The organism is Leptospira ainlahdjerensis (assembly GCF_016919175.1).
Taxonomy (GTDB): Bacteria; Spirochaetota; Leptospiria; order Leptospirales; family Leptospiraceae; genus Leptospira; species Leptospira ainlahdjerensis.
The window spans coordinates 50,216-75,871 of record NZ_JAFFPU010000011.1; the positions used below are offsets into that span (position 1 = coordinate 50,216).

The 25,656-nt window shown below is 43.7% G+C and carries 21 protein-coding genes; 3 read left to right on the plus strand and 18 right to left on the minus strand.

What is annotated here, in order from left to right; genetic code table 11:
• Positions 1-107: 107 nt before the first annotated feature.
• Positions 108-2,882 carry a chromosome segregation SMC family protein gene (locus JWG45_RS02495; RefSeq protein WP_205278242.1) on the minus strand — a complete coding sequence of 925 codons (2,775 nt, stop codon included), beginning with the start codon at positions 2,880-2,882 and terminating at the stop codon, positions 108-110.
• Positions 2,883-2,972: 90 nt separating this feature from the next.
• Between JWG45_RS02495 and JWG45_RS02500 the strand changes: the two genes are divergently transcribed.
• Both JWG45_RS02500 and JWG45_RS02505 read left to right on the plus strand, forming a co-directional pair.
• Positions 2,973-4,811, plus strand: coding sequence for a motility associated factor glycosyltransferase family protein (locus tag JWG45_RS02500; protein WP_205278207.1), 1,839 nt, complete (start codon positions 2,973-2,975; stop codon positions 4,809-4,811).
• Positions 4,812-5,055: 244 nt separating this feature from the next.
• Positions 5,056-5,208, plus strand: coding sequence for a hypothetical protein (locus tag JWG45_RS02505; protein WP_205278208.1), 153 nt, complete (start codon positions 5,056-5,058; stop codon positions 5,206-5,208).
• A 299-nt stretch (positions 5,209-5,507) separates the two neighbouring features.
• Here the strand turns inward: JWG45_RS02505 and JWG45_RS02510 are convergent, their stop codons facing one another.
• From JWG45_RS02510 to JWG45_RS02565, 12 genes are all read right to left on the minus strand, one after another.
• The gene (locus JWG45_RS02510) at positions 5,508-6,713 is read right to left on the minus strand and encodes a bifunctional 3,4-dihydroxy-2-butanone-4-phosphate synthase/GTP cyclohydrolase II (RefSeq protein WP_205278209.1); all 1,206 of its coding nucleotides are present in this window, start codon (positions 6,711-6,713) and stop codon (positions 5,508-5,510) included.
• A gap of 103 nt (positions 6,714-6,816) precedes the next feature.
• Positions 6,817-7,419 carry a riboflavin synthase gene (locus JWG45_RS02515; protein ID WP_205278210.1) on the minus strand — a complete coding sequence of 201 codons (603 nt, stop codon included), beginning with the start codon at positions 7,417-7,419 and terminating at the stop codon, positions 6,817-6,819.
• Positions 7,401-8,687 (minus strand): bifunctional diaminohydroxyphosphoribosylaminopyrimidine deaminase/5-amino-6-(5-phosphoribosylamino)uracil reductase RibD, encoded by a 1,287-nt coding sequence (locus JWG45_RS02520; RefSeq protein WP_205278211.1) that lies wholly within the window; start codon positions 8,685-8,687, stop codon positions 7,401-7,403. The genes JWG45_RS02515 and JWG45_RS02520 overlap by 19 nt, the downstream gene beginning before the upstream one ends.
• Positions 8,687-9,625: a protein translocase subunit SecF gene (gene secF, locus JWG45_RS02525; protein WP_205278212.1), complete on the minus strand. Its 939-nt coding sequence runs from the start codon at positions 9,623-9,625 to the stop codon at positions 8,687-8,689. The genes JWG45_RS02520 and secF overlap by 1 nt, the downstream gene beginning before the upstream one ends.
• Before the next feature lie 2 nt (positions 9,626-9,627).
• Positions 9,628-11,556, minus strand: a complete 1,929-nt coding sequence (gene secD / locus JWG45_RS02530; protein WP_205278213.1) for a protein translocase subunit SecD — start codon at positions 11,554-11,556, stop codon at positions 9,628-9,630.
• Between the two features lie 10 nt (positions 11,557-11,566).
• Entirely contained in the window at positions 11,567-12,343 is a 777-nt protein-coding gene (locus JWG45_RS02535) for an SRP-less Sec system protein (protein WP_205278214.1), read from the minus strand.
• Positions 12,340-12,663: a preprotein translocase subunit YajC gene (gene yajC / locus JWG45_RS02540; RefSeq protein WP_205278243.1), complete on the minus strand. Its 324-nt coding sequence runs from the start codon at positions 12,661-12,663 to the stop codon at positions 12,340-12,342. Before yajC ends, JWG45_RS02535 begins: the two co-directional genes overlap by 4 nt.
• Positions 12,664-12,722: 59 nt before the next feature.
• Positions 12,723-13,733: an anthranilate phosphoribosyltransferase gene (trpD, locus tag JWG45_RS02545; protein WP_205278215.1), complete on the minus strand. Its 1,011-nt coding sequence runs from the start codon at positions 13,731-13,733 to the stop codon at positions 12,723-12,725.
• Entirely contained in the window at positions 13,708-14,454 is a 747-nt protein-coding gene (gene pgsA / locus JWG45_RS02550; RefSeq protein ID WP_069606784.1) for a CDP-diacylglycerol--glycerol-3-phosphate 3-phosphatidyltransferase, read from the minus strand. Before pgsA ends, trpD begins: the two co-directional genes overlap by 26 nt.
• Positions 14,455-15,771: a 30S ribosomal protein S12 methylthiotransferase RimO gene (gene rimO / locus JWG45_RS02555; RefSeq protein ID WP_205278216.1), complete on the minus strand. Its 1,317-nt coding sequence runs from the start codon at positions 15,769-15,771 to the stop codon at positions 14,455-14,457.
• A gap of 6 nt (positions 15,772-15,777) precedes the next feature.
• A complete protein-coding gene (locus JWG45_RS02560) occupies positions 15,778-16,887 on the minus strand; it encodes a helix-turn-helix domain-containing protein (protein WP_205278217.1) in 1,110 nt (369 codons plus the stop codon).
• A gap of 27 nt (positions 16,888-16,914) precedes the next feature.
• Complete coding sequence (locus JWG45_RS02565; RefSeq protein ID WP_232380477.1) at positions 16,915-17,625, minus strand: LolA family protein; 711 nt, start codon at positions 17,623-17,625, stop codon at positions 16,915-16,917.
• Positions 17,626-17,995: 370 nt separating this feature from the next.
• On the opposite strand from JWG45_RS02565, the gene JWG45_RS02570 reads away from it, so the two are divergent.
• The gene (locus JWG45_RS02570) at positions 17,996-18,517 is read left to right on the plus strand and encodes a DUF1564 domain-containing protein (RefSeq protein ID WP_205278218.1); all 522 of its coding nucleotides are present in this window, start codon (positions 17,996-17,998) and stop codon (positions 18,515-18,517) included.
• Positions 18,518-18,750: 233 nt separating this feature from the next.
• Here the strand turns inward: JWG45_RS02570 and JWG45_RS02575 are convergent, their stop codons facing one another.
• The 5 genes from JWG45_RS02575 to JWG45_RS02595 form a co-directional block, all read right to left on the minus strand.
• On the minus strand, positions 18,751-21,504 hold the full coding sequence (locus JWG45_RS02575; RefSeq protein ID WP_205278219.1) for a DNA translocase FtsK: 2,754 nt from the start codon (positions 21,502-21,504) through the stop codon (positions 18,751-18,753).
• A gap of 827 nt (positions 21,505-22,331) precedes the next feature.
• A complete protein-coding gene (locus JWG45_RS02580; protein WP_205278220.1) occupies positions 22,332-22,919 on the minus strand; it encodes a DUF1349 domain-containing protein in 588 nt (195 codons plus the stop codon).
• A gap of 128 nt (positions 22,920-23,047) precedes the next feature.
• Positions 23,048-24,061 (minus strand): LLM class flavin-dependent oxidoreductase, encoded by a 1,014-nt coding sequence (locus tag JWG45_RS02585; protein ID WP_205278221.1) that lies wholly within the window; start codon positions 24,059-24,061, stop codon positions 23,048-23,050.
• 2 nt (positions 24,062-24,063) lie between these two features.
• A complete protein-coding gene (locus JWG45_RS02590; RefSeq protein WP_205278222.1) occupies positions 24,064-24,858 on the minus strand; it encodes an SDR family NAD(P)-dependent oxidoreductase in 795 nt (264 codons plus the stop codon).
• 118 nt (positions 24,859-24,976) lie between these two features.
• A complete protein-coding gene (locus tag JWG45_RS02595) occupies positions 24,977-25,480 on the minus strand; it encodes a hypothetical protein (protein ID WP_205278223.1) in 504 nt (167 codons plus the stop codon).
• Positions 25,481-25,656: the final 176 nt, after the last annotated feature.

Here is a 25,656-nt window from a genome sequence, read left to right on the forward strand (position 1 = left end):
GAGAATTGAATGCACAAATTCTCTGGAGCATAGTTATACTCTAAAGAATTTGCCTAGTTTCGCTCTGAAGACGAACCCGCCGCGCTCTTTTTCAAAACGCGATTCTATTAAACCGCGGCCTCGGTCACTCTTTCCGCAAGATGAGCGGCTTCGTCGAGTTTCAAAGAAAGAATTTTAGAAATTCCCGGTTCTTCGTTCGTAACACCGAAGATGGAATTTGCTCTGTTGATCGTGGATTGCGCGTGAGTGATCACGATGAACTGAGACTTGTCTTTAAACTTATCCAGGATCTGACAGAAGCGAAGTTTATTCGCTTCGTCCAAAGCCGCATCGATCTCATCCAAGAAACAGAACGGAGAAGGTTTTACCATGTAGATCGCAAACAAAAGCGCGATCGCTGTCATGGATTTTTCACCGCCAGAAAGAAGTCTTAGGTTTTGAACGTGTTTGCCGGGAGGTTCCGCCATAATTTCAATTCCTGCGTTTAAGCTGTCCTCACTTTCTGTAAGTTCAAGAATCGCCCTTCCACCGTTGAAAAGTGTGGAAAAGGTTTCTTGAAAATTCTCGCGGATCTTCTCGAAGGTTTCTCGAAAGAGTTTTTCCGATTCTTCGTTGATCCGGTTGAGAACGTCTTCCACATCCCCTTTCGATTTTTCGATATCTTCTTTTTGAACACGATGGTGTTCGTAAATTTCTTTGACACTTCTATATTCTTCGATGGAAAGAGGATTGATCGATCCCAACATCTGAATGTCGGATTTGAGACGTTTGAGTTTGACTTCTTCTTTGGTTCGTTCCAAGTCTCTCTTTTCAAACTCGGCGCTAAGCTCTTGTTCCGAGATGGAATAATCATTGTACAATTCTTCCGTGAAAGAATCGATCTGCACTTTCAGACCGGAAGCCGTTCTTTCTTTTTCCGTCAAAACGGGGATGAGATTTTTAAAATCGTCCTGGTTTTTCTGAATATCGTGTTTGAGAGTTTGTATTTCTTTTAAGATATTCCGAAGCGTCTCTTTTTCGGATTCTAAGGCGCGGCTCATATCTAAGAATTCGTTATAGCTCGACTCGATCTGTTGTTCGAGTATGGAAACTTCCTTTTCGAATTCCTGTTTTTTAGTGATTACGTTCTGGATGGAATCCTTTGCGTTCTGGATTCTTTTTTCGATTTCTTCTTTTCGGAGCCCGATCGCTTTTGCGGCTTCCAGTCTTGCATTTCTTTCGGACCCGAGTTCCAGAACCTTCTTCTCTAAGAATACGGTTTGTTCCTTGTTCGCTTCCAGATCCTCTCTGAGAGCTTCGATCTTTAAACCAGAGTCTTTGATACTTCTCGTGAGATTTTCGTTGTCCAGGATGAGATCTTCGATCTGTTGATCCAAGGTTTCTTTTCGGGAAAGAAAACCGTCCCGATCAAAAAGAATGTTTCGGATCATGTCTTCCAGATGAACAAATTCTTCCAACTTGGATTGAACGTCTCCGAGATCCAAGGTTTCCAGAACTGCCGCCACTTTAGAATTGTCCGAGAGCTGTAGATTGTTTCGTAACTCTTGGATTTGAACCGCGTATTCGGACATCTTGGAAAGAAGAAATTCCTTGAGTTCCTTTCTGCGAGTTTCCGTATCGATGGCTTCTTTTTTTCTGGATTCGAGTTGGCTGATCAATTCAAAGATGACTTCTTTGAGTCTTTCTCTGAGTTCGTTATGAGCCTTGTCATTCGCGCCGATCTTGGATTCTTTTTCAAGAACGCTGTGATTTTCGTCTTCGATTTGTTTTTCAAGAACCAGTTTAGAATTTTTTAATTTAGTAATTTCTTCCTCAAGGAGTTCTACTTCCCCTTGGAGTTCGGAACATTCTCTTTGAATTCTTTCCAAATCGATGACAAGAAGGCTCAGAGAAGATTCTTCGGAGTTTAGAGTTTCCGTCATATCGGAAATTCTTTCTTCGTATTCGAGGATGATCTGTTTGTTTTTCTCGATCTTTTCTTTTTGGATCTTGGTTTGAGAAAGGTGATCGTATAATTTTTTATCGATTTCGGAAACGCGTTTTTCGATCTCAGCTTTATCTTTTTCTAATACTTCGATTCTTCCGGTTTCTTCGCTGATCGTTTCGAGAAGAGTTTGATTCTTATCCTTGATGGATTGGAGTTCCTCTTCGGAAGCCTTTAGTTTTTTTGTAAGAGTGCTGTATTTGAGATAACGGATGATCTTATCGGTTTCGTCTAACTCGGCCTTGAGTTTAAAATAGGCCTCCGCTCTTTCCGCCTGTTTCTCTTTGACTTCCATTTCCTTTTTCATGGAATTCATGATGTCTTGGATACGAAGAAGGTTTTGTTTTGTATCGTCCAGACGTTTGAGGGCTTCTTGACGTTCCACTTTGAAACGGGAAACACCCGCGGCCTCTTCAAAGATCAATCTTCTTTCTTCCGGTTTGGAATGGAGAATCCGATCCACCTTTCCTTGTTCCATAATGGAATAGGAAGACTTTCCGATCCCAGTATCCATGAGAAGTTTTTCGATGTCCTTTCTCTGAACCCTCGAATCGTTGATGCAGTATTCGTTGTTCCCATCCAAGTAAAGACGACGAGTCATCTTGACAGAGGGATAGTCCATCTTGATGAGTCGGGAAGAATTATCAAAGATCACCGAGACTTCGGCGTAACCGGCGGGCTTGCGCGCTTCGGAACCGTGAAAGATGACGTCGTCCATCTTATCACCCCGAAGTCCCTTCGCAGACTTCTCACCGAAGACCCATTTTACTGCGTCTACGATATTCGACTTACCACTTCCATTCGGTCCTACTACGGCGGTAAATCCCGGATCGAGAAGAACTTCCGTCTCGTCCGCAAACGTTTTGAATCCAACAATATTCAGGCTTTTTAAATACATAGTTTTTGTGTTTTTCAATTCCGGATCTTCCGGAAAGATGATTCCAATTGACCAGATTTCGGCAGGGAATAGAATGCACCCTGGGTTATTATGTCTCACAATCTCTCTGAAAAGACAAGAGAAATATTCGGGAAAAAGCCGTACTTATCCCTCTATTTCCAAAGACAACCTGATCCGAGCGTCCAATTCACTCTGAAGCCCGCGAAGAATCCGGAAGAATGGTTTCTCGACTTAAACGGACGCGCTCTTTCGAGTACGGTCGCACCTTTGACCCAGGCGCTCCGATCCCTTCAGGCGCAAAAAATTTCAGCGACCGATTTGGTCGCGGTGATTGGGCTCGGAAATCCTCACCTCATCTACGAAGTTCATAAGAATTTAGAGCCGGGTCAGATTCTTCTTTTGATCGATGAACATCCCGAGCTGATCTTTTCTCTTTGGGACGGAATTTTGGAACCGGTGATGGACGTCCCCGGAAGACATTTGTTCCTCGGACATTCCGCGCTCAACTTATTGTGGAATTATATGGAATCGCTTCCCGTCGAAAGAGTTTCGGGAATTCGAATTTTTCGAAACGCGGCGAGCACTTCTTTGAACGAGATGTATTACGGAGAACTCGAGGTCAAGATCCGAAAGATTCTTTCTTCGAAGATGAGCGATCTTTTGACCAAGTTTGAATTTGAAAGAATCTGGGTCCGCAACACGTTCGTAAACACGGCGAATTTTCCGGATTCTAAAAATCCCCGAACCCGAGTGGAGCTCTTAAAGGAAAAATTTTCCAATACTCCGGCGATGCTCGTCTCCGCGGGGCCTTCTCTTCGAAGTCAGTGCGAATGGATTTCCAAGGTTCGAGACAAGGTTTTTTTATTTTCCTGCGATACTTCCTTAAAAGCGCTCCTCAAATTCGGAATCGTTCCAGACGGCGTGATTACGCTCGACGCACAAACTCATTCTTTCTTTCACTTTATGGGCGCTGAATCGTCTAACGTTCCTTTGTTCGCGGATTTGGTAAGTTCTCCACCGATTCTAAGATCTCAAAAATTTTCCAAGGTTGTTCATTCCTTGACCGCAAAGTATGTAGTGGATGCGAGCGGTGAATTAAAAAGAGAGGTGACCGCCGGCTCAAAGACCGCGGAAAAAATCCTCGGAACGATCGGAGACATTCAGTCCGGAGGAAGCGTCGCGACGACCGCGTTTGATCTTCTTAGAAATCTTGGTTGTAAGCCGATTTTTTTGGTGGGCCAGGATCTTGCATATTCGGGAAGGGAAATTCATTCCACCGGAACTCATCATAACGAGAAGTGGCTCACACTTTTAAACCGAACTCAGAGTCTCGAGAGAATCAACGAGATGATCATCCGAAAACGGGACACTCGTTTGGTTCCATCCGCGGGCGGTGGAGAGGTTTTGACGGATTACGTTTTAGACTTATACCGTCACTGGTTTGAAGAATCCTTTCAAACGTTAGACTTTCCGGTTTACAACGTCAACGTTCGGGGCGCGAAGATTGAAAATTGCGAAAACGTCTCGATCGAAAAGGCGGATTCCATTCTTTCTCAGTTTTCCGATCACGGATATTATTGGAAAAAATTTCTTCCCTGGAACAAAGAACGAGATCCCGAAGTGTCTTCGCAAACGGCGGAAACCTTCCGTAAAGAACTTTTAGAAAAAATCCAAAACGTCTTGGAAACTTTTTCCAATCCATTGATTCGGGAAGAAACGTATGAATCCGTTCTCTCGGAGTTTAAAAAGAAGATCGAAGGTTGGGAAGATCTGAGTTATCTCGTTCGAAAAACCGAGATTTATATTCTAAGACACAGAGACACGTTAGACGAAACAAGAAAGAAAAATCTTTTTTTGGGAGCCGTCTTGAAAGAATTTACCGGACTAAAACGAAAACTTTTTTCGGGAATCGAATCTAAAATCCTTTGAAGCAAAAAAATGTTTTCTATTTTTTGGTTATCCCTTCGGTCCTAAGATAAGTCTTTAGAAGAATGGCTTGTGATTACATTCATTCTTTCCTGCATGTCGCCGCCCGTTGTAGAACGGGATCGAGGCGATGCTTTTTATCGTGTTTCCACACTACAGAGTGCTGGATTCTCGCCCCGCTGATTCGTTTCGCGATCTTACCAACAAGCGGAAAAAATGATTTCGATTTAGGATCAACAAAATCCCGATGGAAATTCCCGTAGGAATTACTGCTGGAGAAACTTTTGACTTCAAAAAGATTCAATTTTACGAATATAGAAAAAAGGAACCGATTTTTTTCTTCGATGCGATCCAAAAAGAGCGTCGCATTGAAATTCTTGAAATCCTTCCCGGCGATTAAGGATAAAGACTCTACTCGTAAGGGAACTGAATTTTTGGAGAAATTTGTCAGAACAAAGACAATCGTCCGTGAAACGAAGGCCCACCCTGATCCTGTTTAACCGTAAACGCAAAATGACGGGATCTTAAAAAAATCAGTCGTAGTTACGACTTTTCCGTAAAACTCACGCGCCCCACCCTGATCTTGGGTGGAGGGAAAAAATCCGCGAATTTCTCTCTATCAGAAAATCAAACTTTTCGCAAGAATAATCTCGATCTCACAATCCCGTCGGAACTCCTACAAAATCCTTTAAAAAAAGCTCAACCCAATCCTAAGATATGACCCAGTTTTAGTTTTTTGGTCATCAGATAACCGTGGTTATCCGAGCCGGGTTGAATTTCGATCGGGATTCTTTCGACAACTTCGAGACCGTAACCTTCCAAACCCACGATCTTTCTCGGATTGTTCGTAAGAATTTTCATCTTTCCAATTCCGATATCTCTTAGAATCTGAGCTCCGATTCCGTAGTCTCTTAAGTCCGGTGCAAAGCCGAGTTTTTCATTGGCTTCCACCGTATCATATCCTTTATCTTGAATATTATAAGCTTTTAATTTGTTAATCAGGCCGATCCCGCGACCCTCTTGTCTCATATAAAGGAGAACGCCCCTACCTTCTTTTGCGATCATCTCCAAAGCCGCGTGAAGCTGAGGCCCACAGTCACATCGATTGCTTGAAAAAATATCACCCGTCAAACACTCACTATGAACGCGAACCATTGCGGTTTCTTCTTTTTTGATCTCGCCCTTGATCAAGGCTACGTGAATCTTATCGTCGATCAGAGTGGAATACGCTCTGATCGTAAATTCACCGTATTCAGTCGGAAGTTTGGATTCCACTTCCAAGCGGATCAGATTCTCTTTCGCTCTTCTATAGCGGATGAGATCTTCGATTGTATAAATATTGAGTCCGTGTTTTTCCGCAAACTTTTCTAAGTCCGGAAGGCGAGCCATGGTTCCGTCGTCGTTCATGATCTCGCAGATCACACCCGCAGGATAAAGATCGGAAAGTTTGGAAAGATCGACCGCTGCTTCCGTATGACCTGCCCTTCTCAAAACCCCGCCGGGAACCGCCTGAAGAGGAAACAAATGTCCCGGTCTCATCAAATCCGCCGAAACGGTTTTTTCATCCAAAAGGGCTTGTACGGTGATCGCACGATCCTGAGCCGAAATCCCCGTCGAAGTCCCGTGTTTGGCGTCCACAGAAACCGTAAACGCGGTTCCGTGTTTATCCCCCAGAGAATAATCATCCACCATACGATTGAGGCCGAGTTTTTTTAGCCTCTCACCTTCCATCGGCATACAAATCAACCCTCGACCATAGGTGGCCATAAAGTTGATCTTTTCCTTATCCGCAAATTCAGCCGCGACTACGAGGTCTCCCTCGTTTTCTCTGTCTTCCGAATCCACAAGAATGATCATTCTTCCGGATTTGATTTCTTCGATTGCGTTCTCAATGGGTTTGATCATAGCTCTTAGTTACCATCTCTTCTATTGGACTAAAATTTGGCTACAGAAACTTAAATCTTTGGAATCAAATCCAACTTTCAGCCCAAATAGTTCGAATTCTAAACTATTTATATTTTAGGAGTTGTTCCAAGTAACGCGCCACGAGATCGATTTCTAAATTAAGAACAGTTCCCGGCTTCCAGGATTTAGCATTCGTTTTTTTGAGAGTTTCAGGGATAAGAATCAAATCAAATTCTTCCGGTCTCGAATCTACGACGGTGAGAGAAATCCCGTCTACGGTGATACTTCCTCTCGGCGCAATGTATTTGGAAAAAGAAGAATCCGTCTGGATCGTATAACAGACAACACTTCCGCCTTCTCTCTCTTCTTTGCTGAGAATGTTTCCGGTCCCGTCAATATGTCCGCTCACGAGATGTCCTCCCAAACGAGTTGTCGGCAAGGCGCTCCTTTCCAAATTCACTTCCTCTCCGGTTTTGAGCTTTCCAAAGTTTGTAAGCTCGAGAGTCTTAAAACTAGAGTAGAATCGAAAGCGGCTTCCTTGATCGGCAAACTCGGTGACAGTCTGACAACATCCGTTTACGGAAATCGAATCTCCGAGTTTCAGATCGGGCTGTATCCAGGCTGTTTCTACGAGGAAGTCCCTTCCATCGGAAGTATCTTTGATTTCTAAAATTTTTCCCGTTGTTTCTACAAGTCCCGTAAACATGTGTGAACCTCCCAGATATCTTCTTCCAATTTCGACTTCCAGAGCAAAGTGGAATCGTTCATTCTTAACTTCGGTTTGATTCCTTCTTGAATGGAAATTGAAGTTTGTATTTTTAAAATTACGTCGTCTGCTTTCATCTTAGACTGAAATTTTTCATAGAGAAGATTTCCGCCTTCCACGAGGAGAATATTGACTCCCATCTCGGAAAGAATTTTTAAGCTTTCTTCCGCGAGCATCGGAGGATCCACGAAAAACAATTCCTTCTCGGAAAGAGATCTCAATTCTTCTTCTGTTTCCTTTTTAAGAATCGTTTCTTTTTTGACTAGGAAAACGCATTTTCGCGAACCCACTCTTTCGTTGATAGCTCTTTGTTTTTCTAAAAACTCTGCCGTCACATTTTTTTCTTCGAATATAATAAAAACTCGATACGGCTGATATGCGTTTTCAAAAACTTCGTGAATTCTCCGGATATCCGAATCCATTCCCAATTTTAGAATATTCTTAAGTAAGGCGGAGGCTCCGAAAAAATTCTCACAAAACTCCTGCACGAGAATCCCTTCGGTTTTCGAAAATTCTTTCGTAAGATTTTTCTTAGGTTCCAAAGTTTCCAGTTTTGGAAATCGAAAATCCAACCCAGGAATATCGTAAAACAAGGTTCCCGGTCCTACGAGAATAGCGTCGCATTTCGCGCGAAGCAAAGACGTGTAATACGAAGTAAGTTCTCCGGAAAGTTGGGTTCTTCTTTTATCGGAGGATGCAAAAAAACCTTCTTTGGAAACTGCCGTTTTAAAAATCATGGAAGGAGTTTGTCTTTCTAAACGAGAAGCAAATCCAAAAAGACTTTCCTCCGCGATCTCTTCCAAGGTCGGATCTTGGACGACTTTGATTCCCTGACGTAGGCATTCTTCCAAACCGTTTTTGGTTTGGACCAACGGATTCGGATCCTTCCATCCGTAATAAAGAGTCTTTGGTCTGTATTCCAAGATTAGGTCGAGACAGGGAGGGGTTTTGCCGTAATGACTACAAGGTTCGAGCGTAACCCATACGTTATGCGGCGTAACGGAATTTCCGTTCTTTAGAAATTCCGAATATGCATTTCTTTCGGCGTGTGGTCCGCCAGTTGGAGAGGTTCTTCCTTGTGCGAAGATCTTCGTGTTTTCGACGTTTGTGATAAGACAAGAAACGGGCGGGTTCGGAGAACTCTCACCCGTGGAGAGAAAGGCAAGTTTACGCAATTCCTCCCGAAAAGATTCCGGGAGGAGAGACATCAGGCACGAATCCTTCTTGAGACGTGGTCGTAGATATCGACCAGAGGGGCCGCGATAAAAATCGAAGAATACGTTCCGATGATGATTCCAAAGGTTAATACATAAGCGAAATCGAAGAGCTCGGTCGCCCCTCCGATGATGATCGCTACGATCGAAATCAAGGTCGCAAAAGAGGTGTTAAACGTTCTTCCCAAGGTCTGGTTGATCGAAGAGTTGATCGTCTGTCCGAAGGTTTCGTTTAAATTTCCTGCTGCATTCTCGCGAATTCTATCAAAAACAACGATCGTATCGTTGATGGAATAACCGAGTAAGGTCAGAAGCGCCGCGATGATCGGAACGCTTGGTTTGATCTGAAAAAATCCTATAAACGCGATGGTTAGAACTAAGTCATGCGTAAGAGCGACGATCGCTCCCAGAGCAAACTTAAATTGAAATCGAAAGCTGATGTAAGCGAGAATGATCACCATCGTAAGTCCAAGAAGTGTAACTCCGGTCGAAGATAATTCTCCGCCGACCACTGCCCCTACTTGATTGGCGCTTAAGACTTGGCTCTTATTAATTCCGAAGTCCGCGATCAAAATCGAAATCAGAGCGTCGATCCCGGAGATATCAACCTTGTCTTCAGCTTTTACTGCGTTCTTCTCTTTGTATTTTTGAAGGATTGCATCCACGGAACCGAGTCCGATATCGATCTGAAAGTGATTTTTCTCTTTATCCAAAAGAAGAAGAACGGCTTCGATCTTGTTGTCGGCAAAGTAAGTTTCCAATTTCTTACGATCCACATTCTTATCAAATTCGATTACGGTTCTGAGTCCGCCGTTGAAGTCCAGAGAGTTCGCAAACCCTCCGTGAACAACAAACGTATAACCGAATCCGAATAGAATCAGAGCGAGAGAAAGACCGATAGAGACGTATTTATATTTTATAAAATCAAACATTCTTAAGACTCCAATTTTTTAAAGCCGATCTGGAGTTTCTGAACTCCCAGCTTATTGACCAAAAGATCCATGATCAGACGACTCAGGAATAAAGAGGTAAAAAGTGAAGTGACAATACCCCAACAAAGCGTGATCGCGAAACCTTTGATCGGTCCGTTTCCGAGGCGAATCATGAGAATTCCTGAAATCAAAGTAGTAACGTTACTATCGATGATCGTCCAGAAGGCGTTGTCAAAACCTTGGGCGACCGCGACGGACGCGGACTTGCCCGCCATCAATTCTTCTTTGATTCTTTCGTAGATGATCACGTTAGCGTCCACCGCCATACCGACCGTGAGGATGATCCCCGCAAAACCCGGAAGAGTGAGAGTGAATCCCATCAAAGAAAGAAGAGCGCTCAAGATGATGATGTTCGCAAAAAGCGCGATGTTCGCTACCATTCCGGAAAGTCTATAGATCAAGAGCATATAAAACATCACAAGAATGAATCCGATCCCGACGGCTTTGATACCGACTTCGATCGATTCGATCCCGAGAGTTGGTCCGATAAATCTCATCTCCAAAACTCGGAGAGGAATCGGAAGAGCGCCTTCGCTGATCACGTTCGCAAGATCCACTGCTTCTTCTTTTGTAAAAGAGCCGTCGATCTGAGCCATACCGCCCGCGATCGCGCCTCGAATCGTAGGAGCGGAAACTACCTTGTCTCCCCAGACGATCGCGAGGTTTCTTCCCTTGTTCTGAGAAGTGATTTCGAAAAATTTCTCGGCTCCGCTGCTCGTAAGAGTAAACGAAACGATATATCCGAAAGAATTATTTTCAAACGCAGGTCTTGCGTCTCTCATATCTCTTCCGTCCAGAGCGATCGCTTTTTCAAGAACGATAAAGTTTCTAGGAAGTTGTGGAGAATTCTGACTGTTTCCCCTTTTCCAATAAGCGAAGATTCTGTATTTGTCTTTTGGAATCTTATACTTCTCTTCGAGGGCTTGTAAGAATCGATCCTGTTCCGCTTTTCCAAGCTTTTGTTTTACGAGATTCTGATATTTAACGATATCGGTTTCTTCTCTTTTACCGGCTTCCAGAAGTTTGTTTTCTTCCTGTTGGATGATCGAAGCGTAGGTAACTCCGTTTCCAGCCGAATTCTCCGGTTCTTCCAGACGGTATTCCACTGTTTCCGTGTTCTGAATGATTTCTAAAATTTGAGAAGAATTCGTTACCCCAGGAAGAGAAACCTCGATCGAATCCTGATCTTTTTGAATCCGAACCTGAGGTTCGGTTAAGTTCTGACTCGTAAGACGATTGTCGATGATGAGTTTTGCTTTTTCGAGTTCTAAAAGTTTACGGCTCGGAGAAAGTTCGAAATAGCCTTCGATCTCTTCCAGACGATCGGTTGCCTTTTTCTTTTCCTTTTCGTCGTTGGAGGGATCCGCAACCGTCTTTTTTAAATTTTCAATTTCTTTAATATAACTTTCGCGGAGTTTGGATGCGTAGTCTTCGAAGTCCCCTTTCATCGCGACCCTCATCCCGCCTTGTAAGTCGAGACCGAGTTTGATCGTAAGAGGACGTCCCTTTGTGATCCATTCTTCCACAAGCGTTGGACGAAGTTTGTTCTTTGCTTCCAGGATGAGCTCGGGATTCTCCTGAGAAATTTGGTTGATCTTTGCGGAAGTCACAAATCTTCCTTTTACCAAAAGAAAGGATTCGTCTTTCAGATCGGAAGGAGAAGGTGAGATCACCCAATCGGATTGTTTGTATTCCGCATTCCAGCGTTTTTCAAACTTAGATAAGATTTCTTTTTTTTGCTCTTCCGGAAGGGATGCAAATTCTTTTCTTACCGCAAGCTCCAACTCTCTCGGAGCGAAGTTGGGATACAGTACAATGGTGGCCGCTAAAATAATGGCGAGCGGCAGGAAAATCCATGTCGCAGATTTCAAAGGGGAACTCCTAGTCTCTTCTCATTTTATTGATCGTAACGGGGGATCTGCGACCGGAACTTCCGCGCGATTTTCCCGCTTTCAATCGATACAAAGCAAATAATAAAATAAATACTACAATGATGATGGGTTTTTTATAGTCGGAGATAAATCCGGTAAAGGATCCGGACTTCTGTCCTTCCTGAACCTTTTTTTTCTCTTCTTCTTTTTTCTTATCTTCGCCTAACTTGAGTATGTCGGAGAGGCGACTCTGAAAAGAAGGTCCCTGCTCGGTTTTTTCAGTCTCCGCAGGGGTCGTATATCCCGGAAGCCCGGTCGGTTTCACCTTTACTTCCTCGTTCACCCAATACGGCTTTTGTAAATCGCTTGCGTCCACTTTGGAAGCGCTCGCGAGTTGTTGCTCTTCTACGCTGCGAGTGGAAGGATCTTTTGTCTGAGAATTCGTATTGGAAGAATTGGATGAATTCGATCCGTTGTCCTGGGAATTGTTCCCGGATTTCGAAACGTCTTCTCCGTTGTTCGAAGGCTCCACATTCTTCTTTGTATTTTCCGGATTTTGAGGAGAAGTGGAGGACTTTTTCGTTTTTTTCTTCTTCGACTTTTTCTTCTCTTTTTTCTTAGAAGACTTTGTAGAAGAAGAAGCGGTCGAGTTGGAAGACTTTTTGCTGACGGTCTTTTTGGGTTCGGCAACCTTTTCGAGGAAGTCGATTTCTTCCCCGTCCTGGGAAAACAAAACCGTATTCCCAAGAAAAAGAAAGAGTAGAATGGAGACCGCCGCTTTTTTCATTTGTCCGCTTGTTTCTTTTTAAGAACCGTATTCGCCGTAAAGGAAACGTTCGTATCCTTCGCAATGTTTAAAACCACAACGTCGTTGTTTTCCTTGATTTCCACAACTTTGCCGTGAATCCCCGAAGAAGTAACAACCTCGTCGCCTTTTTTGAGACTTTCGATCATCTCTTTGCGTTTTTTCTCTTCGCTTCTTTGAGGACGAATTACGAGAAAATACATGATCACGAGCATGATTGGAATCAAGAGTAACGTGGAGAAAGGAGATTTGTCTCCGTCGCCGGCGGCTTGTGCCAATTGAAGGAGTATGATTGAATTCAGAGTCATTTCTAATTCCCTGTTTAGATTGGATAGAGGATTCTAACCAGTATTTTTCTCGTTTACCCTTTGGAAATTAAATCTTCGAAATACTTCTTTGTTTTTCCAGAAAGAATCGCTTCCAGGGCATTTTTGTATCCTTCTTCGATACTCGGAGCTTTTCCCATCACAAAAAGACCCGCTCCCGCATTCAATGCAACCGCATGAGATCCCGCGATCGCCTCTCCTTGCAAAACTCTTCTTGCCAAAGCTTCCGCGTGATCGGAAGAGGATGCGTAGACTTCTTCTTTCTTTAGTGTCGGCAGTTTTAGGATAGAAGGATCAAAAGAATGACGACTGATGACCCCATTCTCCAGAAAAGAATAGTCCGTGATCGAAAAGATCGAAAATTCATCCAATCCGTCCCGAGAATGGCAGACCATAGCCCGTTTTAAACCAAGGGCTTGTAATACCTTGATAAAGAGTTCCATGAGTTCCGGTTCGTAAACCCCGATGATCTGATACTGGGGAGAAAACGGATTGGAAAGCGGACCGATCATATTAAAGACCGTTCGAAAGCCCAATTCTTTGCGAACCGGTCCCGCGTATTTCATAGAAGGATGCCACATCGGTGCAAAGAGAAAGGTGAACCCTTGAGAGATCAGATGTTGTTCCACTTCTTCTTGGGTCTTTTCGGTTTTGTACCCGAGTCTCGTTAGAATATCGCTCGATCCCGTATGAGAGGATACGGATCGGTTTCCGTGTTTGGCGACCTTGATTCCTAAAGAAGCAAGTGTGATCGCGGAAAGGGTGCTGATATTGATCGTCCCCTGCCCGTCTCCTCCGGTTCCACAAGTGTCCAAAAGATCAAAAGGAAATACGGTCTTCGGTCGGAGCGCGTTTTTGCGGAGGGCCAAGGTGCAACCGAGAACTTCGTCGACCGATTCTCCATTGGCTCTCATCGCGCTTAAAAAAGCGGAAAGAAGAATTTCGGAAACTTCTCCTTTCATGACGTGATTTAGAAAAGACTCGGCTTCTTCGGAAGTGAGGTGTTTTCGATCGATCAGTTTAAGAATTGCTGCTCTTGGTTCCACGTTTCTGAAACATCCTTTTGATATTGGAGGGATAAAGAACTTGGCTGTTGGACACCATATAACGAAGCCCCGAGAACACAGTGATCGCGGTCGTGATCAGCATTCCCCAATAAGGAACGAAGGCTCCAAGACCGAAGATGATATCTCCCAAGGTGGTATTCTTGTTTAAGTTTTGAAAAAAGTAAATCGCATTCCCGGTTGCAATCTCGAATACCGTGAGACCGGAAGCCTTTCCGGAAGCGTAAGCCTCGTTGATCAAAATTCTTTTCTTACTCGATACGAGAATAAAGAATACAAGAATGAGTACGATCGCTCCCATCTGAAAGACCGTCTTCACTTTGCCGAGCATCGTGGTTCGGATCGATTGTCCCTGACGAATCGCAAGATAACGAAGACAAGTGATGAGCATGTCTCTTCCGATGATCATACAAACCATCCAGAATTCGATTTGTTCCTGCAAAAAGATAAACGTAACAAAACAACCCGTTACGATGATCTTATCCGCGAGCGGATCTAAGAATTTTCCAAACTCGGTTTCCTGATTCCATTTTCGAGCGAGATAACCGTCGATGAGATCGGTCAAGGACGCAACGACGAATAGAATCAGAGCTGCGATATGATATTCCCATTCTTTCTGGAATAAAAACCAGACAAAAAAAGGAACCGCAGCTACGCGGAGCATCGTAAGAATATTAGGAATATTGAAAATAACTTTGTTCATTCAAAAAACCCAGGTTCCGTTCATATCGTATTCGTAAAAAGAATCGATCCTGACTTTTCCAAGAGTTCCCGGAATCAAAGAAGGATCGTCCACATAAACGACCTCGTCCATTTCCGGCGCGTCTTGAAGTCTTCTTACCACCGCTTGACCGTCTTCGATATTGTCGACGATCGCGTCATAGGTCTGACCGATTCTTGATTCGTGGATCTCTTCCAAGATCGCCAGGTGCGCGTCGCGGATAAGATTGATTCGTTTCGATTTTTCTTTTTCGGATACCGTCTGTTTGACCTCGGCGCCTTTGGTTCCTTCCTGCGGAGAATAAGAAAATAAGTTCACCTTTTCGGGTCTTGTCTCTTCGATAAAACGAAGGATCTGATCCACGTCGTCCGGTTCTTCTCCCGGATAACCGATGATAAACGAAGTACGGATTTCCAGACTGGGTTTGACTTCTCTTGCGAGTGAAAAAAGATCCTTGAAGTAGGAACTTTCTCCGGCGCGATTCATACTCTTTAAAATTTTGGAAGAAACGTGTTGGAGTGGAGATTCCAGATAAGGAGCGATCTTCGGAGTTTGACCCATAAGACGAATGAGTTTTTCAGTCTTCTTATCCGGATACAAATACAACAATCTTAGAATCTTGAGCGCTTCGATTTCGGAAACTTTACGAACCATATCCAGAAGAACTTCCGAATCTCTTCCGTAATAAACCGTGTCTTGGGAAACAAGACAGATCTCTTTAGCTCCCGCGCGAATCGCACGATCCGCGTCGCGAACGATATCTTCCACCGGTGATTCTTTAAACTTCCCGCGAAAGGAAGGAATGATACAAAAAGAACATCCTCGATTGCAACCGTCTGAAACTTTTACATAAGCGTACGGTTTGGAATAGTTTTCGATGCCTGCGGAAAGTTTGAGCCTTTCTAATATGTCTTCGTTGAATTCTAATTTTGGAGGAGAAAGATCGGGGAACTTTTCTCTGAGAAGTTTTCCCGCTTGGTTGTATTTTCCGGTTCCAAAAAAGAGATCCACTTCCGGGATTTCGGCGCTGATATTATCCGGATAACGTTCCGCAAAACAACCCACTACTACGAGTTTTTGATGATTTTGTTTTTTGACCTGAGCCGCGGAAAGAATCGTTTGAATCGTTTCTTCGGTCGCTGATTGAATGAAGGTACAGGTATTGATAAAATGAAAATCAGATTCTTCCGGAAGTGTAGCGGGAACAAATCCCTCTTCCAGAAGAGAATGATGCATGCTCATGGAGTCCGCCGTGTTCTTCGGACACCCCAGTGTGGTGATGAAGAATTTCTTTTCCAAAAAATTCTATTCTCCCAGCTCCCTGATGACGGACTGTGTACTATCATAAGGGTTTTGAGTTTTGACAAAGATCTTCTTTACGAGTTTTCCGGGACGACCCAGTGTGATCTTCGGCTTTCCGTTCTGAATCATTTCCACCGCGGATCCGTCTCCTACTTTGAGTTCGAGACGATCCTTTGCTTCGAGGCTTCGATTTTCTCCGGCCTGCACAAGACCTCTGAATCCCATCTGCCCGTCGATGATGAATTCGGCGTAACTGGCTTTGCTAAAGAAAAGAGTTACTTGGATCGGAACGTCGCCTAATGTCTTTGTGGTGTCGACTGCACTCTCCGGTTTTTGCTCCTCTTCGCTAAGTGTAACAAGAACTTTGGCGGAGTTTTCAGTCACGGCTTGCGCGATGATTCTTACGTTGCGTCTGAGGCTTGAGATTTCGGGAATCGTATAACTCAGAACTTTTTCCTGTCCTTCGCTCAGACGGAATTTATATACGGTGAGTTCCGGATAGACGTTAAAAGCAAGAACGGCAGTGTTTACTGCCCCGCCCTTTTCTACGGAGTCTATAAAAAGTTTACACTGTTGATTGCTTACTGGAAAACTCACGCCTTTGTCCGGGGTAAGAATGAAGGATTCGCTTCTGTTTTCCGGAATCGATCTGGAAGAGAAGTCGATGTTTTCGGGGATGTCCAGTTTTTTACCGGATTCTTCCACCGCGTCGTCGCCGGAAGAAGAATCGGTTGCTACGTCGATAATGATATAAGCGCAGATTAGAATGACAAGAACCGCCGCGATCGTAAAGATCTTATTCTTATCCACGTTGATTTTAGAATAATAAGAAGTTGTGGGACGTGTGAGTTCTTCGAGAGGAGCCTGAGACTCTTCGATTTTTTCACCACGATACAAGTTGATCAGCTGCCCCGTGTCCAGTTTGAGATAACTTCCGTAGTTTTTTAAAAATCCCATGGTGAAGGTTTCACCCGGAAACTGAGAATAATCCTCCGTTTCGAGTGCAAGGATATATTTCACCGAAATGTTTGTTTCTTTCGCTACGTCTTTTACACTTAACTTTTTTTCTTCTCTCGCTTCGCGGAGAATCTGTCCTACTCTTTTCTGATTCAATGTTTTCGCTCCTTTCTCGGACTTTGGTTATTGTTCCGACACAAGAGGGTTGTTTACGATTTTTGCGTTTCCGCTAATATGAAAATTGAACTGACCGTCTTCCAAATCGGGATTTGTTTCTATATTCGAAAATTCTACTGTAGTTTCCTTTCCTCTTCCGTCGCTCGCCACCGCTTTTTGAATAAAATAACTTTCGGCGTCCACGTAAAGAAGCATCGTTTCAAACCCGCCGACCTTTTCTCTTTGTTCTAAATTGAGAACGAAGTATTTGCGTCCGTCTTTTGGTGAAACCTGAGGTTGTTCGATGGAATCAAACTTGTAGTGATACTTTCTAAAAATTCGAGAAAGACCTTCGTCCGTAAAACTGGAAAAGATCGGTCCGGATTTATTCGATTTATTGAATGTAAGGTCTTGTTTTCCAACCGCATTCAGACGAGCGATATAGATATAGAGAGTTTTTCCGTCGGATACGATCTCATCTCCGGAAGGATCGCTGAATTGATAACGGATTCTTCCGCCTTTTTTATAAAGACAGACCCCTCTCATGTTTTTGCTTTTTTTATTGGATACGGTTTGGATCTGAAAATCGGCTTTGTAGGAACTCAGATCGCTAAACTTCTTCTTCACCTGTTTTACGACTTCGGAAGGAGAATTCCAGTTGTGAGAGGGTTGCGCCCAGAGAGCGGAGTCTATGGTTAGAAATAAGAAACAAAAAGAGAGAATGATTGTTTTTTTCATGAGAAAAACCGGATCTCCCGGGATTTTTTTACTACCTTCGGACGTATTAGGAACCTTGTCACTTTCTAAAATTAGGGAGGGCCCGGTTCGGGAGAATTTCGGTGGGACCGGGTGTTGGAACTCCTGCGCACGTTCGGGGAGGCGGAGTTTGGATTTTAAGGGCGGGCCGGAAGTGCGGAAGGAAGTCCTGATTTTGACCCGCGTTGCGGAGATTGATCGTAGAAGGAAGTTTTGTGAGAGTTCCCACAGTCCTGGGTCAAACGGAAATCCCTTTGGACCGGGTTCGGAAAAGACCCTTTTTTTCTCTCTCCCTGAAAATTTTCTCAAATCAAACGTATGGTTCACTCCATCGCGGAACCGTAGAAGAGTAATGGGATTATTAATGCTGAAGGGGGATCATATCCTCCGATCTCGTCTCCAAGGAAATAAGACAAACGTCGTTACTCTGCTCATTCCGGAAAAAACCTTGCTGCGATATCCGGAAAATGAGAGGAGAATTCTTCCAAAGAAGATTCCAATTCTCCTAAAACGTTATGGAAAGTTTCTCTCTTCGCAGAGAAGACTGGGAAGGAGAACCGATACTACCTTATATCAATTGAGTCCCGGTAAGAATCAATTGAAAAAGGTCAACGTTCGGATCGGGATAGAAAGCTGGGTCTTATTGGGAGTCTTAGCCCAGGCTCACGGAGTTTCTCGGTGTTTTCTTTTTAATTATCTCTTGCATCTGGAAGATGCTGGAGTCGGAGATTCTATCGAGAAGACGATGAATCAAGGAGCTCCAACGTTTCACAAGAATTACAGATATATTCTTCATCTCGATTTATCTGGACGAAGGATTTCCAGAGAATTGGAATGTGATCCGAGAGATACTTTCTTTGTTTCGGATCACTGAAGTTGATTTCTTCGATTTCTCTTAGGGAGAAGCCCGAAGAGGAGCTGTTGCAGTTCCTACTCTCCCTAATCAAAAGAACTGGGTCCGGGGTTCTTTTTCTGAAAATTTTCCCCCGGAGAGGGGGTAGCGTAAGACGCGGAGCGGCTGAAGCGAGGGGGACTCCTCCCCCTCCCCCAAAAAACACACTGATTTCTTCCCTCCGAGACGAGATCCGCGTTGGAACTCCGCGGCCCCTACTTAAGAATCTCTCTTCCCTTCGAGCCGATCTGTGCGCTCACGTATCCGCGTTCTTCCATGAGTTCCATAAGACGAGCGGCCTTGTTATAACCGATCCTCATCCTCCTCTGAAGATAACTCGCGGATGCCTTCCGATCCGAACGAACGATCTCCCAAGCCTGTTCGAAGAGTTCTTCGTCTTCCTCGTCCATCGCGGCGTTCTCCGTTTCTTCATCCAGATCAAAATCCACATAAGAAGGTTTTCCAAACTTCCTTGCTTCTTCTACGATCTTCTCGATCTCCTCTTCCGAAACATAAGGGGATTGAATTCTCACAAGATCCGCAGCGGTCGGAGACTTGTATAAAAAGTCCCCTTTTCCGAGAAGAGATTCCGCACCGTTCTGATCCAAGATAATTTTAGAATCCGTCTTCTGTGCAACATGGAACGCCATTCTCGCAGGGCAGTTTGCTTTGATAAGACCCGTGATCACGTCGACGGAAGGACGTTGTGTCGCCATGATCAGATGGATCCCGACCGCACGAGACTTCTGCGTGATTCTCGTGATCGCGTCTTCCAGATCTTTTCCGGAAACCATCATCAGATCCGCAAGCTCGTCTATAAAGATTACGATATAAGGCATCTTCTTATATCCATCTCTATGCGCTCCCTGTTCCACTTTCTCATTATAAGTTTTAAAATCTCTACACTTGAGTTTTGAAACGGAATGATAACGAGCTTCCATCTCTTGAATCGCCCAAGCAAGAGCTCGTGTCGCTTTTTTCGGATCGGTGATCACCGGCATTAGAAGATGAGGAATGTCTTCGTAGAGCGTAAGTTCCACCATCTTCGGATCGATCATGATAAAACGAACTTCTTCCGGAGAAAGATGAACCACGAGAGAAGAAATCATAGAATTCAAACAAACCGATTTACCGGAACCGGTCGTCCCCGCAACGAGAAGATGCGGAAGTTTATTGAGATCAATGCTGACTAACTTTCCTGAAATATCTTTTCCAATGAGAATCGAAAGATCCTTCTTCGGTCTCAGGCTTAAGTTTTGATGGAGAATGTCTCCGAGAAAAACATCTTCTCGAATCGTGTTCGGAACTTCGATCCCGATCGTAGATTTTCCAGGAATCGGAGCGACGATACGAATGTTTTTGACGGCGAGATAAAGACGAAGTTCGTCAGCAAGAGAAGTAATTCTTCCCAGCTTTACTCCGGGGGGAGGAGTAAGTTCGTATCGAGTGATAATCGGCCCTCTCTCCATAGAAACGACCTGAGATTCGTATCCGTATTGACGAATGATTTCCTCGATCTTTCTTGCGACCTTGTCGCTCTCGATCTTAAAAAGAGGGTCTTGAATTTTGGTAGTAGTCGTTTTTAAACTCTTAAGAGGAACGTGATAGATGGAACGTTTCGACTTTACTTCCGGGATCAACGTCACGGGAGGAAAGGGAAGGACCTGTTCCGACTTCCTTTCTTTTGTTTCAAAACTTGGGACCAAATTCGCAATCGGAGAGAGAGGAATGAAATTTTTATCTTCCGGAACTTTGCTGGCTTCTTCCAGAGATTTTATCGACTCTTCTTCCGGAGGAGCTTCCGATTCTTCTTCCTCAAAAGTGTCCTCGTAAAATTCCTCTTCCATATCTTCCGAAGAATTTTCGATCCATTCTCCCTCTTCTTCCTCCAAAGAAGAAATGGATTCCTCCTTCGGAGGAGAAACCGCCAGGATCGTGTTTTCTTTTTTTGCAAAAGGATTTTTTGAGTCTCCAGTTCTGAAATCTATGATTTCCCAGCTTGAAGAGGATTCTTGAAAACTTTTTTCATCTCTTATTTTTTCAGAGAGGGCGGAAGAAACCGATTGGAAACGAAAAACTTTTCCCTCCTCTTCGAAATTTCCAGAAAAGGCGCCCTGATTTTGAAAACGAATCCGAGAACTTTCCTTGGAAACAAGGGATCCGGAATCCACTTTTGAAAGTAGATCCGAAAGTCTTCCTTCTTTTCCAAAGGTAGAATGAAGAGCCGTCTGCAAAGGAGAAGGCTCCATTCTTACAACGCCTTTTTTTTGAGAATGCATCTGCTGAAAAAGTTCTTCCGGGGAATGGTTCGCGCTCGAAAGGGAAATAAACCACGGAGGACTGGATTCCCTTTTTTGAATTTTCTCAACCGCAGATTGAAAGAGGGTTCCCAAACTCGAACCGCCTTTTCCCAAGCCGGATTGAAATCCTTCTTTATATTTAGCTCCGGCGGTCCCGAGAACTCTTCCAAAAAAATGAAGAGGAGATTCGTTTAACAAAAGTATTAAACCGTAGAAGTAAAAAACAAGATGGATGAGAATTTTCCCCGTGGATCCGAAAATAAATTCCAGTCCCGAAGAAAGTAATTGTCCAACGAATCCTCCTTGGGAACCGAAAGGAATCGTAGAAACGTGTCCGGTCACTTGAAGGGTGACCGTAAAAGAGAATAAGAAAACGGGAAGTGAGAAGAGTCTGTTCGTTAAGTCAAACTCGTCTTTCACAAGACGAAGGGATCCAAGACCGATGGCAAAAAGTCCGGGCAGAAACGAAGCGGCCCCGAACATAAAAAACATTCCGTAAGAAAGATAGAATCCGAGTCTTCCGAAGAAGTTGTGCTCGATTCCCTGCTCACCGGCGTCGAAAGACCCGAGGGAAAGGGTCAGAATAATCCCCGAAAAAAGTAAGACATAGGGAAGAATCTTTTTCCCATTCTGTAGGTTCCAGGCTGGTTTGAAGTCTTTGGATTCCATGCTATTTGTATCGGAAACTGCCCAGAAAAAGAAAAGAGACTTAATTTTGGAATTTTTTCACCTTTTAGAAAAGGGGAATCGGTTTGTGTGAGTTCCTACTTTTGAGCCGCATGGAGGGGGAAAAGTCCCCCTCGCTCCAGACGCTTTCGCGTCTTACGCTACCCCCTTTCCGGGGAACTTCTTCCGGATGAAAACCCCGGACCCCGCTTTTTTGAAAAGAATTGTAGGAACTACCACTTTGAATTCTCTATTTCCTTTTCGAGGAGAATCGATGAAATCAATTACGATGTTCCTAAAAGAAGAATTTATTTCTCGGATCACAAAGCTCTGAGAATTCTCATATCTGGAGTCGACCGGGTGTTTTTCGGGAAGAAATCCGGCGTTTAGCCGAACTTCGTATAAACGCAAAAAGCAGATGGAGTTCCTACATCACTCTCAGGAAACAAGTCCGGCGTTTAGCCGAACTTCGTATAAACGCAAAAAAGCAGTTGGAGTTCCTACATCACTCTCAAGAAACAAGTCCGCGCGCTTAGGCGAACTTCGCATAAATGCAAAAAAGCGGTTGGAGTTCCTACATCACTCTCAAGAAACAAGTCCATGCGTTTAGGCGAACTTCGCATAAACGCAAAAAGCAGCTGGAGTTCCTACATCACTCTCAAGAAACAAGTCCGGCGTTTAGCCGAACTTCGTATAAACGCAAAAAAGCAGCTGGAGTTCCTACATAACTCTCAAGAAACAAGTCCGGCGCTTAGGCAAACTTCGTATAAACGCAAAACTTCAGGTCCTATAAAACATCCACAACTCAACGCGAAGTTCGAATTAGAAAATCAGACCGGCCATTCGGAAGCACCCAGTTCAAAATGATCAAAGATACAATCAAAGGAACTTTCCATCGGACTACAAGCATAGATTCCAACGGCAAACGGTCGACGATTCGAAAGCAAATGAGTCATCCGAAGCTGTTTCCAGTCCATTCCATTTTCAGAATATTCTAATAAAAAATCGTTTTCTTTGTTTTGAATTCGATACCACATCGTATAGATCTTAGAGTGGATATCGAGAGTGGCCCAATCGGAATAGCCGAGGTTTGTAACAACGGAACCCAGGCGCGAATGATCGGAAGTTTCATATTCTATGGAAGTTTTGATCCAATTTTCAGAATCGATTCTAACGATCAGACCACACTGATCGTATTGTTTCTTTGGATAAAATTCAGTTCTTACGGAAAGTGAAAAATCGGCCGTAATATTTTTCAAAAGACAATGACCGTTGTCCCTTCGAAAGCCGTAATGTGTCCTCTGCCAAAAATCCGTATCCGGAGAAGTTTTAAAAAACAATCTATGATTTTTAATCTCGAATTTCGGAGGATTCTTCCAGAAAAAATCCTTATCAAGTTCTTCTTCATTCTTAAACATTTTAGAATCTCCTTATACAGTCTTTTCCCTTGATTCTAAAATTCTTACTTTTCAGATACAAAGAATTTGATTCTAATTTTGTCATTTGATAGAAAAGAGAATTGTTTGTCCGAAGATCGGACATTTTTTTAAATCGAAAGAATCGGCTTTAGATCAAACTCATTTGCAAGAAGACGATAGGAACGAAGTCTATCTTCAAAATCATAGGTAATCGTCGTCACAACAACCTCTTCCACTTCGTATTCTTCTGTTAATCGAAGAATCTCTTCTTTCACTTGATCGGGGGTTCCCGCGACCATCCTCCCGCGATTTTGCAGGATGACCGCCTTCTCAAACTCGGTATATTGACTTTTGATCACTTCTTCATAAGACAATACTCCTTCGCTGATTCCTTTTCCGATATTCAACAACTGCCGATCCATTACGGTCCTTAACTCTTCCGCTTTTTCTTCGCTCTCCGCGCAGAGAACAAAAATTCCTAAACTCGCTTGTGGAAAAGCCAAAGATTCCGAAGGACAAAAACGATCCTTATAAGCCCTCACCGCATTCGGTCCGCCAAGAGGATTGATAAAATGAGCAAAAGAAAGCGCTAAACCGAAATGAGCCGCGAGCAAACCGCTCTCCCCGCTCGATGTAAGAATCCACAACTCCGGAACCGTATCCGCTTTCGGGATCGCCTTAACCTTCATCTGAATCGAATCTTCCTCGGCTCGGTCCGTAAGATAACACTGAAGATCCAAGAGTTGCTGACCAAAATCGTTTCGAATGAATTGTGATCCCGGATTTAAAATCGAAGCGGTCAATCGATCGCTTCCAGAAGCTCTTCCCAATCCCAAGTCGATTCTTCCCGGAAAGAGGGTTTCCAACATTCTAAAATTCTCGGCGACTTTTAAGGCGCTGTGATTGGGAAGCATCACACCTCCCGCGCCGACGCGAATATTTTTCGTGATCCCTGCGAGATGTGAAATCAAAACCTCGGGAGTAGAACCTGCAAGTCCTTGAATATTATGATGTTCTGATACCCAAAATCGTGTGTAACCTAATTCGTCCGCGAGTTTTGCGAGTTCAATCGTTTCCTGGACGGCCTGTCTTGCAGAACCGCCCTTTCGAATCGGAGATTGATCCAGTACGCTTAATTTCATACTTAAAATGCCGATTTAATGACTCCCCCGTCGACTCGAATAGCGGCGCCATTCGTTCCGGAAGAGAGAGGGTTAGAGAGGTAAACCACTATATTTGCAATTTCATCCACACTCTCAAATCTTTGAAGAAGAGAAGACGGGCGCACATTCTTAAAAAATTCTTTTTCAACGGTTTCGGTGGAAACCTTTTGATTGGAAGCGAGATTCTCTATAAACCCTCCAACGCCTTCCGAACGAGTGGGTCCAGGAAGAACTGAATTCACGGTAACGTTAGTTCCCTTTGTCAGTTCGGCGAGTCCCCTTGCGAGAGAGATCTGCGCGCTCTTCGTGACTCCGTAGTGAATCATCTCTTCCGGAATTTGAACTCCGGATTCGCTCGAGATAAAAAGGATTCTTCCCCAATTTTTCTTTAGCATTTTAGGAAGATAGAATCTGGAGAGTCTTACACCGCTTAAGAGATTTATTTCCAAAAAACGAAACCAATCTTCGTCAGGAATTTCCGCAAAGTCCTTCGGTTCGAAAATTCCCACGTTGTTGATAAGAATATCGACCTCGGGTAATTCTTTCAAAATCGAATCGATCTCTTGCTTTTTTCCAAAGTCGGCGATCAATCCTTTTACGTTTCCGTTCGGAATCTCATTCTTCAATTGAGCGATCGCTTGATCCACACGGGACTCAGTTCTTCCGTTTATAAATACGTTTGCACCTTCGTTTAGCAGCCGTTTTGCGATCGCAAAACCGATACCCGCCGTCGAGCCAGAAATCAGCGCGGTCTTTCCTTTTAACATCATTTCCATAGAATTCTAAAACTCCGATCTCTTTAAGAGTTAGACAAGTTTTAAAATCAATGGAAATCAAAAACAAAGAATCATTCGAGTTTAGAGCCTACTCTAAATTCGAAGATAAGCTTATTTTTTACGGTACTTTTCTTTTTTCAGGCAAAGAAAAGAGATCGGCCAAAGAATCAAATGCGGGCTCCATCTCAAACTCAAGATCGCTCTCAAAAACATCTTCGTCTTCATCCTCGTCTTCAAATTCATCGCCTGGGTAACCCTTATGTTTGAGGAGATAAACCGCACAAGGATCCTCGGGATCATACGTCGGGAACAGAACGAGGTTATAAGTGAAGGAGTCTTTGACAAATTCCGATTTCAATTCAGCAAAGGCGATCGGTTCATCCGTATCAAGAGCTTCCGCGATCGCAAGCCGAATGCTCTGATCAACCAACCCTCCCATCCGATTCCCTATGTCCTTGATCAATTCGATCTCGAAAAGCTGATTCGTTTTTTTTTCTAAAAATTCTTTATTTGAGAACTTAATAAATTCTCCGTTAAGAATTCTTTCGCTCAAAGCCGAGGGAAGGACCGTTCCAAACGCGGCTTGATAACAATCCAAAAGATATTGGTTTTTATTCTTCAATTGATTCTTTCTCCAATTTCCCGATCAACAAAAGGCTTGCTATACGTTTTGCTTTCAAATAGGCGAACCGCATAGAATCCTATATTTAAATGCCAAAAAAAAAATGCGAAAGCCGAAGTTAAATCTTGGCCTTTGACAAGGTCTTCGGACCCATCCTCTAAAATTTTCAAACCCCT

Bases quoted from the DNA above. Each gene is read 5' to 3' on its own strand.
- JWG45_RS02505 (WP_205278208.1), top strand. From the start codon at position 5,056: ATGGAAATTCCCGTAGGAATTACTGCTGGAGAAACTTTTGACTTCAAA.
- JWG45_RS02500 (WP_205278207.1), top strand. From the start codon at position 2,973: ATGTCTCACAATCTCTCTGAAAAGACAAGAGAAATATTCGGGAAAAAG.
- JWG45_RS02510 (WP_205278209.1), bottom strand. From the start codon at position 6,713: ATGATCAAACCCATTGAGAACGCAATCGAAGAAATCAAATCCGGAAGA.
- JWG45_RS02535 (WP_205278214.1), bottom strand. From the start codon at position 12,343: ATGAAAAAAGCGGCGGTCTCCATTCTACTCTTTCTTTTTCTTGGGAAT.
- JWG45_RS02585 (WP_205278221.1), bottom strand. From the start codon at position 24,061: ATGAAATTAAGCGTACTGGATCAATCTCCGATTCGAAAGGGCGGTTCT.
- JWG45_RS02575 (WP_205278219.1), bottom strand. From the start codon at position 21,504: ATGGAATCCAAAGACTTCAAACCAGCCTGGAACCTACAGAATGGGAAA.
- JWG45_RS02580 (WP_205278220.1), bottom strand. From the start codon at position 22,919: ATGTTTAAGAATGAAGAAGAACTTGATAAGGATTTTTTCTGGAAGAAT.
- JWG45_RS02570 (WP_205278218.1), top strand. From the start codon at position 17,996: ATGGGATTATTAATGCTGAAGGGGGATCATATCCTCCGATCTCGTCTC.
- secF (WP_205278212.1), bottom strand. From the start codon at position 9,625: ATGTTTGATTTTATAAAATATAAATACGTCTCTATCGGTCTTTCTCTC.
- JWG45_RS02515 (WP_205278210.1), bottom strand. From the start codon at position 7,419: ATGTTTACGGGACTTGTAGAAACAACGGGAAAAATTTTAGAAATCAAA.
- JWG45_RS02520 (WP_205278211.1), bottom strand. From the start codon at position 8,687: ATGTCTCTCCTCCCGGAATCTTTTCGGGAGGAATTGCGTAAACTTGCC.
- JWG45_RS02495 (WP_205278242.1), bottom strand. From the start codon at position 2,882: ATGTATTTAAAAAGCCTGAATATTGTTGGATTCAAAACGTTTGCGGAC.
- JWG45_RS02565 (WP_232380477.1), bottom strand. From the start codon at position 17,625: ATGAAAAAAACAATCATTCTCTCTTTTTGTTTCTTATTTCTAACCATA.
- pgsA (WP_069606784.1), bottom strand. From the start codon at position 14,454: ATGAACAAAGTTATTTTCAATATTCCTAATATTCTTACGATGCTCCGC.
- JWG45_RS02590 (WP_205278222.1), bottom strand. From the start codon at position 24,858: ATGGAAATGATGTTAAAAGGAAAGACCGCGCTGATTTCTGGCTCGACG.